Below are 15,206 nucleotides of genomic sequence, written 5' to 3' on the forward strand. Positions count from 1 at the left end.
TTGAACAACCTTTCGCCAGATTTTTTCTCGATGCAGGCACATTGCCGGACAATTCGGCACGGCCCCTGCATTCATTAGCCCAGCCGCCAGGGTTATGCCGGGCCATCTCACCGTCTCAGGAAATACTGCCGAACCAGAGCCCTCACCGTCGGTCAGACCGTCTAGGCTCAGACAATTCCCGCTCGCTCGAGGTCCCATTGATGACTCAAGAACCACTAGTTCGCGAAGCAGAGGTGGCCGCATTCCGCGATGCCGTCCTGACCAAACTCACCTACGCGGTGGGCAAAGACCCTGATCACGCCTTCGACCATGACTGGTTCGAAGCCATCGCTTTGGCTGCGCGCGATCACATGGTCGAGCACTGGATGGATCACACCCGGCAGATCTACCGCAAAGGCCAGAAACGGGTGTATTACCTCTCGCTGGAATTTCTCATCGGCCGTTTGCTCTACGACAGCCTGAGCAACCTCGGCCTGCTCGACGTCGCCCGTGAAGCGTTGACCGAACTCGGTGTCGATCTGGAACGCATTCGCTTGCTGGAGCCCGATGCGGCGCTCGGCAACGGCGGCCTCGGTCGTCTGGCGGCGTGCTTTATGGAAAGCATGTCGACCCTCGGCATCGCCGGCCACGGTTACGGCATTCGTTATGAACACGGTTTGTTCCGTCAGGCTATTGTCGATGGCTGGCAACAGGAGCAGACCGAACACTGGCTGGATTTCGGCAACCCGTGGGAGTTCGAGCGGCCAGAGGTCGTCTACTCCATCGGCTTCGGCGGCAGCGTTGAAACCGTCACCGACGTCAGCGGAAAATCCAAACAAGTCTGGTCGCCGGCAGAAACCGTCCGCGCGATTGCCTACGACACGCCGGTGGTGGGCTGGCGCGGAGCAAGCGTCAATACGCTGCGTCTGTGGCGTGCCCGTGCCATGGAAGATTTGCACCTTGAGCGCTTCAACGCCGGTGACCACTTGGGCGCCGTCGCCGAGGTTGCTCGCGCCGAAAGTATCTCGCGCGTGCTCTACCCGGCAGACAGCACCGAAGCAGGGCAAGAACTGCGCCTGCGTCAGGAATACTTCTTCGTTGCGGCCTCGTTGCAGGATCTGCTGCGTCGCCATCGCAACATGCACACCTCGGTGCTGACGCTGGGTGATCACGCGGCGATCCAGCTCAACGACACCCACCCTTCGATTGCCGTCGCCGAACTGATGCGGCAATTGGTTGATGTCTACGACGTGGCATGGGACGCGGCGTGGCAAGTGACGGTCGACACGCTGTCGTACACCAACCACACGCTGTTGCCGGAAGCGCTGGAAACCTGGCCGGTGGGCCTGATGGAACGGATGCTGCCACGGCACATGCAGATCATTTACCTGATCAACGCCCAGCACATCGATTCGCTGCGCGCCAAAGGCATTCACGATTTCGACGTGCTCCGCGCCGTGTCGCTGATCGAAGAAGACAACGGTCGCCGCGTGCGCATGGGCAACCTCGCGTTCCTCGGTTCGCACAGCGTCAACGGTGTATCCGGATTGCACACGCAGCTGATGCGTAAAACCGTGTTCGCCGAACTGCACAAGCTCTACCCGGAGCGGATCAACAACAAAACCAACGGCATTACTTTCCGCCGCTGGCTGTATCAGGCCAACTCGGAACTGACCTCGATGCTGGTCGACACATTGGGCCCGGATCTGCTGGATAACGCGGAAGAGCGCTTGCTCGATCTTGAACCGTTCGCCGAGAAGCCCGCGTTCCGCAAAGCCTTCGCCGAACAACGCCTGCACAGCAAAAAAGCGCTGGCTTATCTGATTCATGAACGCTTGGGCATTGCCGTCAATCCGGCGGCGATGTTCGACGTGCAGGTCAAACGGATCCACGAATACAAACGCCAGCTGCTCAACCTGCTGCACACCGTGGCGCTGTATCAGGCGATTCGCGCCGAGCCGGAAGTCGACTGGGTACCACGGGTGAAAATCTTCGCCGGTAAAGCGGCGGCGAGTTATCACCAGGCCAAACTGATCATCAAACTGACCAACGACATTGCCCGGGTGGTGAATAACGATCCGACGGTGCGTGGCCTGCTGAAAGTGGTGTTCCTGCCCAACTACAACGTCAGTCTGGCGGAGAGCATTATTCCGGCGGCGGACTTGTCCGAGCAGATCTCCACTGCAGGTTTCGAGGCGTCGGGCACCAGCAACATGAAGTTCGGCCTCAACGGCGCGCTGACCATCGGCACCCTCGACGGCGCCAACGTGGAAATGTGCGAACGCATCGGTGCCGAGCACATGTTTATCTTTGGTCTCAGCGCGCAGCAGGTGGAAGCGCGTAAACAGAATCACGAGTTCAGCGCCTTGCCGGACATCGCCGCGTCGCATCGTTTGAACGATGTGTTGCAAGCGATCCGCAGTGGAGTGTTCTCGCCAGACGACACTTCGCGCTATACCGGGTTGATCGATTCGCTGGTGGATTACGACCGCTTCCTGGTCTGCGCCGATTTCGACTCGTACTGGGAAGCGCAGAAACGCGTCGAAGCGCATTGGCACGACAGCAACAACTGGTGGCGCTCGGCGGTGCTCAACACGGCGCGGATGGGCTGGTTCTCGTCAGACCGGACGATTCGTGAGTACGCCACGGAGATCTGGAAAGCGCTGGAGTAACTTTCCGCAACAAATCTACGCAAGTCCCAACGTTTGTTGGGCCGCATCGATATACTGAGCGCCGGTTACCGGAAGCTACAGTCACCACACTTCCCCTGTGGGAGCGGGCTTGCTCGCGAAAGCGGTGGTTCAGTCAGCATTAATTTCGACTGACACGACCTCTTCGCGAGCAAGCCCGCTCCCACAAGGGGTTTGTGCCTAGACTGAGGCAATTGCCGGACTCGCCCCGCCACGGGGCCGCTTAGGGATATCGACCATGCAATGGATGTTCATGTTGATCGGGCTGGTGCTCGGCTGGCTGCTCGACGAGTCGTTCAGTGATGCGCTGTTGGGCGCGTTGCTGGGGCTGGTGATCGGGCAGACGCTGCGCATTGCTCGGCTTGGCTCGCAAGCGGCTGAGCAACAGCAGCAACTTGAACAGGCGAAAGTCGCGTTACAGGGCGTTGAGCAGCGGCTGTTTCTGCTGGAAGGCGCGCCGGTTCGTGCCGCGACGCCACCGAATACCGCGCCAGTTCCCGAACCCGTCGCAGACCCCATCAAAACCGTCGAAGAAGCCCCCGCACCGGAACTGGTCTGGGAGTTGCCCCCCGAACTCGAACCGATTTCCGCCGTCGCCAGCGAAACCAGCCAACCGCTGCCCGCCGATGTCTGGAACCTCGACGCCGTTACTCCCGAACCACAAAAACCCGCCGAACCCCGTGGCCCGAACCTTATCGAGCGCGGCATCAGTGCTGCGCGCAATTGGCTGTTCGGCGGCAACACCGTGCTGCGCGTCGGCGTGGTGTTGCTGTTTTTCGGCTTGGCGTTCCTGCTGCGCTACGCCACCGAAGGCATGGTCGTGCCGATCGAGTTGCGTTACGCCGGTGTCGCAGCCGCCGCGCTGGGCTTGCTCGCGCTGGGCTGGTGGCTACGCAATCGCAACAGTAATTACGCATTGATGCTGCAAGGCACCGGGATCGCGGTGTTGTACCTGACGGTGTTTGCGGCGATGCGTCTGCATCCGCTGCTCGATCCTTCTGCCGCGCTTGGATTGCTGGTCGCGGTCACGGTGTTCTCGGCGATTCTGGCGATCACCCAGGATGCGCTGGGCCTGGCTGCCGCAGCCGCATTAGGCGGTTTCGCCGCGCCGATCCTGACCTCGACCGGGGCCGGCAACCATGTCGCGCTGTTCAGTTATTTCGCGTTGCTCAACGCCGGTATTCTCGCCATCGCCTGGTTCAAGGCCTGGCGTCTGCTCAACCTGATCGGCTTCGTCGGCACCTTCGGCATCGGTTTCGCTTGGGGCTTGCGTTCGTATGCGCCGGAGCTTTTGTGGAGCACCGAGCCGTTTCTGATTTTGTTCTTCCTGATGTACCTCGGCATCGGCCTGTTGTTTGCCCGACGCAAATTGCTCGACATGCCCGATGCCCCGGCGGACGGCGACCGTGATGCCTTGCTGCACTGGTCGGCGCGCAAGGGCGATTACGTCGACGGGACGATGCTGTTCGGCCCGCCGATCGTTGGTTTCGGTTTGCAGTTTGCGTTGGTGCAGCATCTGGAATTCGCCGCCGCGTTCAGCGCGCTGGCACTCGGCATGCTTTACATGGCGCTGGCCAAGGTGTTGATGGGTGGCCGCGCGGCGTTGCTGGGCGAAACCTGTCTGGCGCTCGGGGTGATTTTCGCCAGTCTGGCGATTCCGCTGGGGCTCGATGCGCGCTGGACTTCGGCGGCGTGGGCCGTGGAGGGTGCGGGGATTTTCTGGCTCGGTCTGCGTCAGCATCGACCGTTCGCGCGGGCGTTCGCGTTGCTGCTGCAACTGGGCTCGGCGTTGGCGTTTCTCAGTCAGTTGCGGGTTGGCGAAAGCAGCCTGCTCGACGGTGCTCCGCTCGGCGCGTTGATGCTCGGCAGCGCTTTGCTGTTCAGCTTCTATCAACTGCGCAAGGCCTCGGCGGAGCAGACTTCGCCATGGGAGCGCCAAGGCCTGCCAGTGTTGGCCTGTCTGGGCCTGACCTTCCTCTACCTGCTGGCGCCGCTGTTTTTCTTCACGCAGGGCACGGCGATCAGTTGGGCGCTGGTCGGGTTGGTGACGTTGTTCGTCGGCCTGCGGATTCAGTCGCGCACGTTCCTGTTCACCGCGTTTGCCGTGCAATTGCTCGGCGGCGCGTTGTTCCTCTTGCGTCTGCAAGGCGCGGGCGAGGATTCAGCGGCGGTGTTCAGCGCCGGTTGGAGCGGTTTGCTCAGTGCTTCGCTGATTGGTCTGGCGTTGATCGCCGGCATGCTGTTGGCGGCTCGCGATGAAATGGTGCGCGGTGATGTGCGCCTGCTGCGCGGTTTGTCGGTGGTGTTGCTGGCCGGTCTGGTGCTGATCAATCTGGCGGTGCTGTTCGTGCTGCCGTGGCAAACCGCGAGCGCGGTGTGGGCCGCGAGTGGTTTGTTGATTATCTGGCTGAGCCTGTACCTCAAGCAGCGTGTGAGTTTTGTCTTCGGTCTTTTATTGCAGTTGATTGGTGGCGCGGCGTTTCTGTTCGCCGGCCCCGAGCTGCTCGGGCCGCTGTCCAGCGAAGGCCTGAAACCGTTGGCCCACGGCGGATTCTGGACGCCGCTGGTGCTGGGGCTGGCCGCGATGATCGGTGCGTGGCGCCTGCAACTGGGCAATCACGCTTCGGCGTTCGATGCGTTGAGTTTGCAACGTTTGTCCGAAGTCTTGCTGGTGTGGGGCGCGGGTTGGTGGGCGCTGGCGTGGGTCAGTGAAGTGCTGCGTTTTGCTACGCCGAATCTGCAAGGCACGTTGCTGCTGTTGGTTGCAGCGGTGAGCGTGGCGTTGTGGACGGTGTTGTCGCTGCGCCTGAAATGGCCGGCGCTGGGTTTGCTTTGCACCTTGCTGATTCCGGCGGCGGGGCTGGTGTTGCTCGCTGCCTGGCATTCGCGTTATCACCCGGCGGCCGATTTCGGTTGGCTGGCGTGGGCGGCAGTGTTCGCCGTGCATTTCTTCAGTCTGCGCCGCTTGGCGCCGATGTTGCCGGCGCGCGCTTTGAGCACCGCGCATGTGCTCGGCTGCTGGCTGCTGATCGGTGTTCTGGCGCTGGAATTGCGCTACGGCCTGCTGTTGTTGTCCGAGCAATACAACGCCTGGCGCTGGTTGGGCTGGGCGATTCTGCCGAGCCTGTATCTGCTGATGGCGGCGGCACCGCGCGCCTGGCCGTGGCCGGTGGCGTCGTTTGCCCGCGAGTACCGCTTGTACGCCGCTGCGCCGTTGGCGGTGCTGATGCTCGCGTGGTTCTGGCTGGCGAATGGCGTCAGCGATGGCAATGCCGAACCGTTGCCGTACGTGCCGCTGCTCAACCCGTTGGAGTTGGGTTTGCTGTTCGCGCTGTTCGGCGTTTATGTGTGGTCGCGCAGTGCGGTTTCGCAGTTGTCGATTCGTCAGGACTACGCCGAATACGCGACGCAATTGATCGCCGGGGTTTCGCTGTTCGCCTTCTGCACGGCGTTGGTCACCCGCGCCGCGCACCATTGGGCGGGGATTCCGTTTGAGCTGGATACGCTGCTCGCTTCGATGCTGGTGCAGGCGGGCTTGTCCATCGTCTGGACGCTGATGGCGCTGGGGCTGATGATCGGTGGGCATCTGCGTCATCGTCGCGAAGTGTGGCTGATCGGCGCGGCGCTGATTGCGCTGGTCGTGGCCAAACTGATTTTTGTCGAATTGAGCAACCGTGGCGGCCTCGCCCGGATCGTCTCGTTTATCGGCGTGGGCGTGTTGCTGCTGGTGGTCGGCTATTTCGCGCCGCTGCCACCCAAACGCGTCGACGCTGACCCGGCGGCGGACAAACCGGCCCCGGACACCGAAGGAGTTTCATCTTGAGTCGCATGCTGAATCTGGGTTGGTTGGCGTTGGGCGTGGTGATGGCTGCCGGCGCCCAGGAAAAACCGGCGGACTTCGCCACGCAAGTGCCGCTGTCGGTCAGCGGCGACGGGCCGTGGTATCGCCTCGAACTGCCACTGAATGTGCAATTGCAGGCGCGCCAGACCGATCTCAGTGACCTGCGCGTGTTCAACGCCGCCGGCGAAGCGCAGGCGTACGCCTTGGCGCGCGAATCGGCGCAGACCCGCGACGATGGACAGTTGCACGAGGTGAAGTGGTTCCCGCTGTACAACGCCGCCGATTCGAATGAACACGTGCCGAACGTGCGCGTGCAGTCGACCACCAACGGCACGCTGGTCGAAGTGCAGCCGTCGAGTCAGCTGGAGGCGGGCGAGGAAGTGCTGCGCGGTTGGCTGCTCGATGCCAGTGCGATCAAGGCGCCGTTGCAGCAGTTGATCCTCGACTGGACCAGCGAGCGCGATGGCTTTCAGCGTTTCAGCATCGAAGCCAGTGATGACTTGCAGCACTGGCAGCCGTGGGGCGAAGGCCAGGTTGCGCGCCTGACGTTTTCCGATGAGCGCATCGAGCAGCATGAAGTGACGTTGCCGGGGCAATCCGCGCGCTATTTGCGCCTGCTGTGGGATTCGCCGAGTTCGGCGCCGACCATCACCTCGGCACAGTTGAAAAGCAGCGATCCGCGCAACGTTCCGCTGCCGTTGGTCTGGTCGCAAGCGTTGGCTGGCAGCAGCACCAAGGCTGGCGAGTACAGCTGGCAGTTGCCCATGGGGCTGAACGTCGAGCGCGTGCAGGTCGAGCTGAAACAACCTAACAGTCTGGCGCCGGTGACATTGGCCGGGCGCCGCGAAAGCAGCTTGCCGTGGCAGGAACTGAGCAACGGTTTGCTGTATCGCCTGACGCAGAATGGCCAGGACGTGGTGCAGAATGAATTGCAGCTCTACGGGCAAACCGTGCAGCAGTTGAAGTTGACGGTGGATGAGCGCGGCGGTGGTCTGGGTGAGCAGGCGCCGAGTTTGAAATATGCGGTGCGCGCGACGCAGGTGATTTTCCTTGCGCGCGGCGAGGGGCCGTACAGTCTGGCGGTGGGCAATGCGACGGTGAAAACGGCGAATCTGCCGTTGGCGACGCTGATTCCGGGTTTCAAACCGGAGAAGTTGGCGGGGCTGGGTAAGGCTGTGGTTGGGGGGGAAGTGGTGGCGACGCAGACTTCGACGGCCACGACGGCGGCTGTGGCGGAGACCAATTGGAAGAAGATCGGGTTGTGGGCGGTGTTGTTGCTGAGTGTGGTGTTCCTTGGGGCGATGGCGTTTAGCTTACTGCGCAAGCCTCCTGCCAATTCCTGAGAATGGCTGGCGCTGCGCGCCATTCGCGAGCAAGCTCGCTCCCACAGTGGATCTGCGTCGTTCAAAAATCCAGTGTGGGAGCGAGCTTGCTCGCGAAGGCGGCTTCTCAATCAATACATAACCGAAGCCGATCACCTTCGCCCGATTTCGGACTACGCTAAATCCGCTACCTGAACTCTCCACCGACAATCACGTCTCATGCAGGCAATTACACCCCAACGCACGTTACCGGGCGTCTTCGCTCGCTACGGTTTCAGACTCCCTGTAAACTGCGCGGGTTTTTAGCCCCCCATTCCACCGGAGCCGTCCATGTCCCGCGTTACCCTGAGTCGCTATTTGATTGAGCAGACCCGCAGCAATAACACTCCTGCCGATCTGCGTTTCCTGATCGAAGTGGTCGCGCGTGCTTGCAAAGAAATCAGCCACGCCGTGTCCAAAGGCGCCCTGGGTGGTGTTCTGGGCAGCATGGGCACTGAAAACGTCCAAGGCGAAGTGCAGAAGAAACTCGACGTGATCTCCAACGAGATCCTGCTCGAAGCCAACGAATGGGGCGGTCACCTGGCCGGCATGGCGTCCGAAGAAATGGACAATGCCTACCAGATCCCGGGTAAATACCCGAAAGGCGCGTACCTGCTGGTATTCGACCCACTGGACGGCTCGTCGAACATCGACATCAACGCCCCGGTCGGCACCATCTTCTCGGTACTGCGTTGCCCGAACGAATACCTGAGCCAGAACGAGCCGCTGAACGAGAAAGCGTTCCTGCAGCCAGGCACTCAGCAAGTTGCCGCCGGTTACGCGATCTACGGCCCGCAAACCATGCTGGTGCTGACCCTGGGCGACGGCGTCAAAGGCTTCACTCTGGACCGCGAAATGGGCAGCTTCGTGCTGACCCACGAAGACATCACCATTCCTGAATCGACCCAGGAATTCGCCATCAACATGTCCAACCAGCGTCACTGGGAAGCCCCAGTACAACGTTACGTTGGCGAGCTGCTGGCCGGTGAAGAAGGTCCGCTGAAAAAGAACTACAACATGCGTTGGGTCGCGGCGATGGTTGCCGACGTACACCGCATCCTGACCCGTGGCGGTCTGTTCATGTACCCGCGCGACAGCCGTGAGCCATCCAAGCCAGGCAAACTGCGTCTGATGTACGAAGCCAACCCGATGTCGTTCCTCGTCGAACAAGCGGGCGGCGCGTCCACCGACGGTCACCAGCGCATCCTCGACATCCAGCCCGAAGGCCTGCACCAGCGCGTAGCGGTGTTCCTCGGCTCGAAAGAAGAAGTCGCCCGCGCGACGGCCTACCACAAGGAATAAACCATGACCGCGCCTTGGCAGCCGTTGCTCGATTGGTGGTTCGGACATGCCGAATCCCCGGACGACATTTCGGCTGACAAGGGCAAGTTGTGGTTCGGTAAGCGAGGCAGCCAAGACCTCGAAGCGCAGACGCGTTTCGGGGTCTTTGTCGATCAGGCCCTGGCCGGCGAATTGACCGAGTGGACGCAACGTCCAGAAGGTTGGCTGGCGCTGGTGTTACTGCTCGATCAATTGCCGCGAATGATCTTTCGCGACACCCCCAAAGCATTTTCCGGTGATCTGCGCGCGCAGAAACTTGTCGCCCAAGGCATTGCGGCGGATTTTGATCGGCAGTTGAAACCGATCCAGCGAGTGTTTATTTATCTGGTGTTCGAACACTGCGAAAACCTCGCGGTGCAGAACGAGGCGGTCTCCCGGTTTATCGAACTGGTGGCGGAACAGCCGGAAGCGCAGCGCGCGGTGTTTGCCGATAATCTGGATTATGCCGAACGGCATCAGAAAGTGATCGCACGGTTTGGCCGGTTTCCGCATCGCAATGCGGTGTTGGGGCGGGAGTCTACGGCTGAGGAGATGGTGTTTCTTTCCGAACCTGGTTCGCGGTTCTGATCCCAAAAAAGATCGCAGCCTACGGCAGCTCCTACAGTGAACTCGATCTATGTAGGAGCTGCCGCAGGCTGCGATCTTTTGATCCTTAAATGCGGAAACTACCCACCAACTGCTTCAACCGCGCCGCCTGCTGCTCCAGATCCGAGCAAGCCCGCAACGTCGCCTGCAAGTTCTCCACACCTTCCTGATTCAGCGTGTTGATCTCGTTGATATCGACATTGATCGACTCGACCACCGCCGTCTGCTCTTCAGTCGCGGTCGCCACCGACTGGTTCATCCCGTCGATCTCACCGATACGCTGAGTCACGCTGCCCAGACGCTCACCAGCCTGATTGGCGATGCCGACGCTGCTTTCGCTCTCGCGCTGGCTCTCGGTCATGATGCTGACCGCCTGACGTGCGCCGACCTGCAGTTCTTCGATCATCTTCTGCACTTGCTGCGCCGAGTCCTGAGTGCGATGCGCGAGGTTGCGCACCTCATCGGCAACCACGGCAAAACCACGACCGGCTTCACCGGCACGCGCCGCTTCGATCGCAGCGTTGAGTGCGAGCAGGTTGGTTTGCTGCGAGATGCTGGTGATCACTTCGAGGATCTGGCCGATGTTCACCGTGTTGGCGTTCAGGGTTTCGATGTTGCCGCAGGAGTCGCTGATCTTCGCCGACAGCTGTTGCATGGCCGAAATGGTTTTATCCACCACCTGCTGACCGTCGACCGCGAGACTGCGTGCGTCGCTGGAATGCTGCGAGGCGAGCGCGGCGTTCTGGGCGATTTCCTGCGCGGCGGCGCCGAGCTGATTGATCGCGGCCGCGACGCTGTTGGTGCGGGTGGCTTGCTGATCCGAGTTGTACATCGACGAGTTCGACGCCGCGACCACGCGCAGGGCGACTTCGTTGACCTGGCCGGTGGCCGAGGACACTTCGCGGATCGAGGTGTGGATGCGCTCAACAAAACGGTTGAACGAAGTGCCCAGCGCGCCGAATTCATCGTTGCCGTGGATCACCAGTCGTTTGGTCAAATCGCCTTCGCCTTCAGCAATGTCATGCATCGCACGACCCATGGTCAGCAGCGGCTGCATCAGTACGCGGATGAGCATGCCGAGCAGGGCGATGATGATCACCACGGCGATGACCATAGCGATCAGCGCCGAGGTGCGGAATTCGCTGAGCATGGCGAACGCGGTGTCTTTATCGAGCACCAGCGCCACGTACCAGTCGGCGGATGGCACACCGTTGACGTGGGTGAAGGAGATCAACTGGGTCTTGCCGTCGAACTCGACTTCCTTCAGGCCCGGAGTGACTTTCGGCGCACCGTTCGGGTAGGCCTCGGCGAGGGTCTTGAGCACCAGTTTGCTGTCCGGGTGAATCAGGATCTTGCCGTCGGCACTGACGATGAACGCGTGACCGTGGCCGCCGAAGTTCAGCGAGTTGATGATCGCGCTGACGCTGGTCAGATCAATGTCCGCGCCGGCAACGCCGAGCATCTGCCCTTGGCGCTGCACCGGGGTGGCGACGGTGATCACCAGTTTGCCCGAGGAGGCGGCGATGTACGGTTCGGTGACGATGGTTTGTTGCGCGCTGTTCGCCGCTTTATACCAGCCGCGTGCGCGCGGGTCGTAATCCGGCGCGCGGTTGCCGGCAGGCACGGAGAACATCACGCCGTCGGCACCACCGAAGTAGCTGAGCTGAAAATTGCCGGTGTAGGCGGGCAGGTCGATGATGCGTTTCAGACTGGCCGGAGCATTGCCGTCGACTACCACTTGCTGGGACATCGATTGCAGCAATTGAATGCGGCTTTCCAGCCAGGTCTGGATATTGCTGGTGGTCAGGCTGCCCAGTTCCTGCATCGACGCTTCGGTACTGGTGCTCAGCGCTTCGCGCTGTCGATAGTCGTTGAAGAAAATGAAACAGGCGAACGCAACGGCCACCACGAGGGCGGCAGCCAACAAAATCTTGTGGCTGAATTTCATGTTTCTGGTCATCGAATGAGCTACCGCGAAGGGGCTGATCAAGAAAGGGCGGCAATTTGCCACACAGGGAGGCTTTGCGCTGCTCTTGTTTCGACCGGGGCGCGCCAAAGATTAGGCCTTTTTTGCGAATTGCGACGAAATGCTCAAAAGCGCGACAAAGTGTCTGATTTATCGGCAAAAGCCAGACGAGCGGAGCAATAAATAGGCGTCCCGGGAGGGAACCAGACACCACTTTTCTCTTCTAAGCTTCTGGTTGGCCCCATGCCATCCCCCTTCCGTTCCAGGAGTTACACCATGTCGCTGCGATCTATCGCCCTTTTGTCGTTCTGCGTGCTGTTGGCCGCCTGCGGCAAGATCAATCAGGAAAACTACTCGAAGCTCTCGGCCGGCATGGCCAAGACCGAAGTGGAGACCTTGTTGGGCAAACCGACTGATTGCTCGGGCGCGCTCGGCATGTCCAGTTGCACCTGGGGCGACAAAAACAGCTTTATCAGCGTGCAGTACGCCGGTGACAAAGTGCTGATGTTTTCCGGCCAAGGCCTGAAGTAAACCGGGGCCTCGCGCCCACGGAGAAGAAAAATGAAGCGGTTATTGCTTGTCCTTTTTGCCGGCCTGGTACTGGCCGGCTGCGCCACTTCCGGCGTAGATCCGTTGGCGCCGAAGACCGTCAACAGCGTCAATCTCAAGCGTTACCAAGGGACCTGGTATGAGCTGGCGCGTTTGCCGATGTACTTCCAGCGCGACTGCGCGCAATCCGAAGCGCATTACACCCTCAAGCCTGACGGCAACGTCGCGGTGCTCAATCGTTGCCTGACCCCGCAATGGCAGTGGGAAGAAGTGAAGGGCACGGCTTATCCACAGGTGCCGGGCAAGACCGACAAATTGTGGGTCGAGTTCGATACCTGGTTCTCGCGTCTGATACCGGGTGTGGCGAAAGGTGAATACTGGGTGCTGTACGTCAGCGATGACTACAAAACCGCCATCGTCGGCGACCCGAGTCGCAAGTACATGTGGCTGCTGTCGCGCACGCCGACCGTTAACGGTGTGGTGCGTGAAGAACTGCTGAGCAAGGCGCGTCAGCAGGGCTATGACACCACGCGATTGATCTGGCGAGCGTCGGAACGGCAGATGGCCAAGACTTCTAATTAAGAGCGAAAAGATCGCAGCCTTCGGCAGCTCCTACATGGGAAAGTGTTCACCCTGTAGGAGCTGCCGAAGGCTGCGATCTTTTGCTTTTCTAGCCGAGAAGGTCGCGCAAGACTTGGGTGAAGGCGCGCGCACTGGCTTCTTCCCCGGCATGCCGGCCATCACGCACAACCCACTGGCCATTGACCAACACATCACGCACCTGACGATCTCCTCCGGCAAACAACCAGCGATTCAAAATCCCGTCACCGCTCGCCGTTGCCAGATACGGATCATTGCCATCGAGCACAATCCAGTCCGCCCGTTTGCCAACCTCCAGCGCACCAATCGGCTGCCCCAGCGCCTGCGCACCGCCATCCAGCGCCGCGTCATACAGCGTGCGCCCGACCATCGGCTGATCCGCGCCATACAAACGATTCCGCCGCTGATCACGCAGACGCTGGCCGTATTCCAGCCAACGCAATTCTTCCACCACACTCAGCGAGACATGGCTGTCGGAACCGATGCCCATGCGCCCACCCTGCGCGAGGAAATCCACCGCCGGGAAAATTCCGTCGCCCAGGTTGGCTTCAGTGGTCAGGCACAGCCCGGCGATGGCGCGACTCTTGGCCATCAGCGTGACTTCTTCCGGATTGGCGTGAGTGGCATGCACCAGACACCAGCGCTGATCAACTTCGGCATTTTCGTACAGCCATTGCAGCGGACGCCGACCGCTCCAGCTCAGGCAGTCGTCGACTTCTTTCTGCTGTTCGGCGATGTGAATGTGAATCGGGCATTGCTTGTCGCTGGCCGCCAACACTTCGCTGATCTGCTGCGGGGTGACCGCGCGCAATGAGTGGAAGCACAGACCCAGCGACTGCGCCTTTTGCTGCGCCAACATTGGCTGCAAACGCGACTGCAGATTCAGGTAGTTTTCGGTGCTGTTGATAAAGCGACGCTGACCATCATTCGGCGTCTGGCCGCCAAAACCGGAGTGGCTGTAGAGCACCGGCAGCAAGGTCAGACCGATGCCGCTTTCACTCGCCGCCTGACTGATACGCAACGCCAGTTCAGCCGGATCGGCGTACGGCTGACCATTGCTGTCGTGGTGCACGTAATGAAATTCGGCGACAGAGGTGTAACCGGCCTTGAGCATTTCGATGTACAGCTGGCGGGCGATCACACCGAGCTGATCCGGGCTGATTTTTCCGACGAGGCGATACATCAAATCGCGCCACGTCCAGAAACTGTCGTTCGGGTTGCCGGCCACTTCGGCCAGTCCGGCCATCGCACGCTGGAAGGCGTGGGAGTGCAGATTGGGCATCCCCGGCAACAACGGCCCGCTCAGTCGTTCGGCGCCATCTGCGGTGGAATCGGCCTGGATTTGGGTCAGCAGGCCCTCGGCGCTGACCTCAAGACGTACATTGTTGGCCCATCCGTTAGGCAGCAGCGCGCGCTCGGCAAAGAAGGCGGACATGGTTCAGCACCCCATCGTGTGTTATTTGTATATACATATACAGACGTTTGCCTGCCCGGTAAACTCCGGCAAGCTAGCCACTCTCATCCAATGAACAGGGATCAACCGTGCCGACTCCGCCTCCAGTCTCCCCGTTGGCCGCGAACATGGGCGACAGTCCGGCGCCCTTGTACGCCCGCGTCAAACAGATGATCACCCAGCAAATCGACAGCGGAAACTGGCCGCCGCACTACCGCGTGCCGTCCGAAAGCGAGCTGGTCAATCAACTCGGTTTCAGCCGCATGACCATCAACCGCGCCCTGCGCGAGATGACCGCCGACGGTCTGTTGGTGCGCATGCAAGGCGTCGGCACGTTTGTCGCCGAACCGAAGAGCCAGTCCGCGCTGTTCGAAGTGCACAACATTGCCGACGAAATCGCTTCCCGTGGCCATCGCCACACCTGCCAGGTGATCACCCTCGAAGAAGAGGCCGCCGGTTCCGAACGCGCATTGGCGCTGGACATGCGCGAAGGGCAGAAGGTCTTTCACTCGCTGATCGTGCATTACGAAAACGACATTCCGGTGCAAATCGAAGACCGTTTCGTCAACGCGCTGGTCGCGCCGGAATACCTCAAGCAGGACTTCACCCTGCAAACGCCTTACGCCTATCTCAATCAGGTCGCGCCGCTGACCGAAGGCGAGCATGTGGTTGAAGCGATTCTGGCCGAGCCGTCCGAGTGCAAGTTGCTGCAGATTGAAAAGGGTGAGCCATGCCTGTTGATTCGTCGCCGCACGTGGTCGGGGCGTCAACCGGTGACGGCGGCGCGATTGATTCACCCGGGTTCTCGTCATCGTCTGGAAGGTCGGTTTCATAAATAGAG

General features: G+C 60.7%; 10 protein-coding genes and 1 pseudogene. 8 read left to right on the forward strand and 3 right to left on the reverse strand.

The annotated features are described in order from the left end of the window. Positions 1 to 200: 200 nt before the first annotated feature. The 5 genes from AD669_RS01345 (at position 201) to AD669_RS01365 (ending at position 9,779) form a co-directional block, all read left to right on the forward strand. Entirely contained in the window at positions 201 to 2,651 is a 2,451-nt protein-coding gene (locus tag AD669_RS01345; protein ID WP_053116605.1) for a glycogen/starch/alpha-glucan phosphorylase, read from the forward strand. A 256-nt stretch (positions 2,652 to 2,907) separates the two neighbouring features. Beyond that, on the forward strand, positions 2,908 to 6,492 hold the full coding sequence (locus AD669_RS01350) for a DUF2339 domain-containing protein (protein WP_053116606.1): 3,585 nt from the start codon (positions 2,908 to 2,910) through the stop codon (positions 6,490 to 6,492). Then, the gene (locus tag AD669_RS01355; RefSeq protein WP_053116607.1) at positions 6,489 to 7,853 is read left to right on the forward strand and encodes a DUF3999 domain-containing protein; all 1,365 of its coding nucleotides are present in this window, start codon (positions 6,489 to 6,491) and stop codon (positions 7,851 to 7,853) included. The genes AD669_RS01350 and AD669_RS01355 overlap by 4 nt, the downstream gene beginning before the upstream one ends. Before the next feature lie 309 nt (positions 7,854 to 8,162). Beyond that, a complete protein-coding gene (locus AD669_RS01360) occupies positions 8,163 to 9,173 on the forward strand; it encodes a class 1 fructose-bisphosphatase (protein WP_007909265.1) in 1,011 nt (336 codons plus the stop codon). Between the two features lie 3 nt (positions 9,174 to 9,176). Then, positions 9,177 to 9,779, forward strand: coding sequence for a DUF924 family protein (locus AD669_RS01365; protein ID WP_053116608.1), 603 nt, complete (start codon positions 9,177 to 9,179; stop codon positions 9,777 to 9,779). 85 nt (positions 9,780 to 9,864) lie between these two features. On the opposite strand, the gene AD669_RS28930 is transcribed toward AD669_RS01365, so the two are convergent. Beyond that, positions 9,865 to 10,629: a methyl-accepting chemotaxis protein gene (locus AD669_RS28930; protein WP_371262350.1), complete on the reverse strand. Its 765-nt coding sequence runs from the start codon at positions 10,627 to 10,629 to the stop codon at positions 9,865 to 9,867. Positions 10,630 to 10,722: 93 nt separating this feature from the next. After that, positions 10,723 to 11,757, reverse strand: a pseudogene (locus AD669_RS28935) (cache domain-containing protein); the annotation flags it as partial. A gap of 282 nt (positions 11,758 to 12,039) precedes the next feature. On the opposite strand from AD669_RS28935, the gene AD669_RS01375 reads away from it, so the two are divergent. After that, positions 12,040 to 12,294 carry a hypothetical protein gene (locus AD669_RS01375; protein ID WP_053116610.1) on the forward strand — a complete coding sequence of 85 codons (255 nt, stop codon included), beginning with the start codon at positions 12,040 to 12,042 and terminating at the stop codon, positions 12,292 to 12,294. A 30-nt stretch (positions 12,295 to 12,324) separates the two neighbouring features. Continuing rightward, entirely contained in the window at positions 12,325 to 12,894 is a 570-nt protein-coding gene (locus AD669_RS01380) for a lipocalin family protein (protein WP_053116611.1), read from the forward strand. Between the two features lie 88 nt (positions 12,895 to 12,982). On the opposite strand, the gene AD669_RS01385 is transcribed toward AD669_RS01380, so the two are convergent. After that, positions 12,983 to 14,347 (reverse strand): formimidoylglutamate deiminase, encoded by a 1,365-nt coding sequence (locus AD669_RS01385; RefSeq protein WP_053116612.1) that lies wholly within the window; start codon positions 14,345 to 14,347, stop codon positions 12,983 to 12,985. Between the two features lie 146 nt (positions 14,348 to 14,493). On the opposite strand from AD669_RS01385, the gene hutC reads away from it, so the two are divergent. Further along, positions 14,494 to 15,204: a histidine utilization repressor gene (gene hutC, locus AD669_RS01390; RefSeq protein ID WP_163013658.1), complete on the forward strand. Its 711-nt coding sequence runs from the start codon at positions 14,494 to 14,496 to the stop codon at positions 15,202 to 15,204. Positions 15,205 to 15,206 lie beyond the last annotated feature (2 nt).

Origin of the sequence: Pseudomonas sp. P1.31, from assembly GCF_001269815.1 — a bacterium.
Taxonomy (GTDB): domain Bacteria; phylum Pseudomonadota; class Gammaproteobacteria; order Pseudomonadales; family Pseudomonadaceae; genus Aquipseudomonas; species Aquipseudomonas rustica.

What these genes read in the sequence shown, in the direction of transcription:
- AD669_RS01385 (WP_053116612.1), bottom strand. Translation starts at nt 14,347, where the DNA reads ATGTCCGCCTTCTTTGCCGAGCGCGCGCTGCTGCCTAACGGATGGGCC.
- AD669_RS01345 (WP_053116605.1), top strand. Translation starts at nt 201, where the DNA reads ATGACTCAAGAACCACTAGTTCGCGAAGCAGAGGTGGCCGCATTCCGC.
- hutC (WP_163013658.1), top strand. Translation starts at nt 14,494, where the DNA reads ATGGGCGACAGTCCGGCGCCCTTGTACGCCCGCGTCAAACAGATGATC.
- AD669_RS01375 (WP_053116610.1), top strand. Translation starts at nt 12,040, where the DNA reads ATGTCGCTGCGATCTATCGCCCTTTTGTCGTTCTGCGTGCTGTTGGCC.
- AD669_RS28930 (WP_371262350.1), bottom strand. Translation starts at nt 10,629, where the DNA reads ATGTACAACTCGGATCAGCAAGCCACCCGCACCAACAGCGTCGCGGCC.
- AD669_RS01360 (WP_007909265.1), top strand. Translation starts at nt 8,163, where the DNA reads ATGTCCCGCGTTACCCTGAGTCGCTATTTGATTGAGCAGACCCGCAGC.
- AD669_RS01350 (WP_053116606.1), top strand. Translation starts at nt 2,908, where the DNA reads ATGCAATGGATGTTCATGTTGATCGGGCTGGTGCTCGGCTGGCTGCTC.
- AD669_RS01380 (WP_053116611.1), top strand. Translation starts at nt 12,325, where the DNA reads ATGAAGCGGTTATTGCTTGTCCTTTTTGCCGGCCTGGTACTGGCCGGC.
- AD669_RS01365 (WP_053116608.1), top strand. Translation starts at nt 9,177, where the DNA reads ATGACCGCGCCTTGGCAGCCGTTGCTCGATTGGTGGTTCGGACATGCC.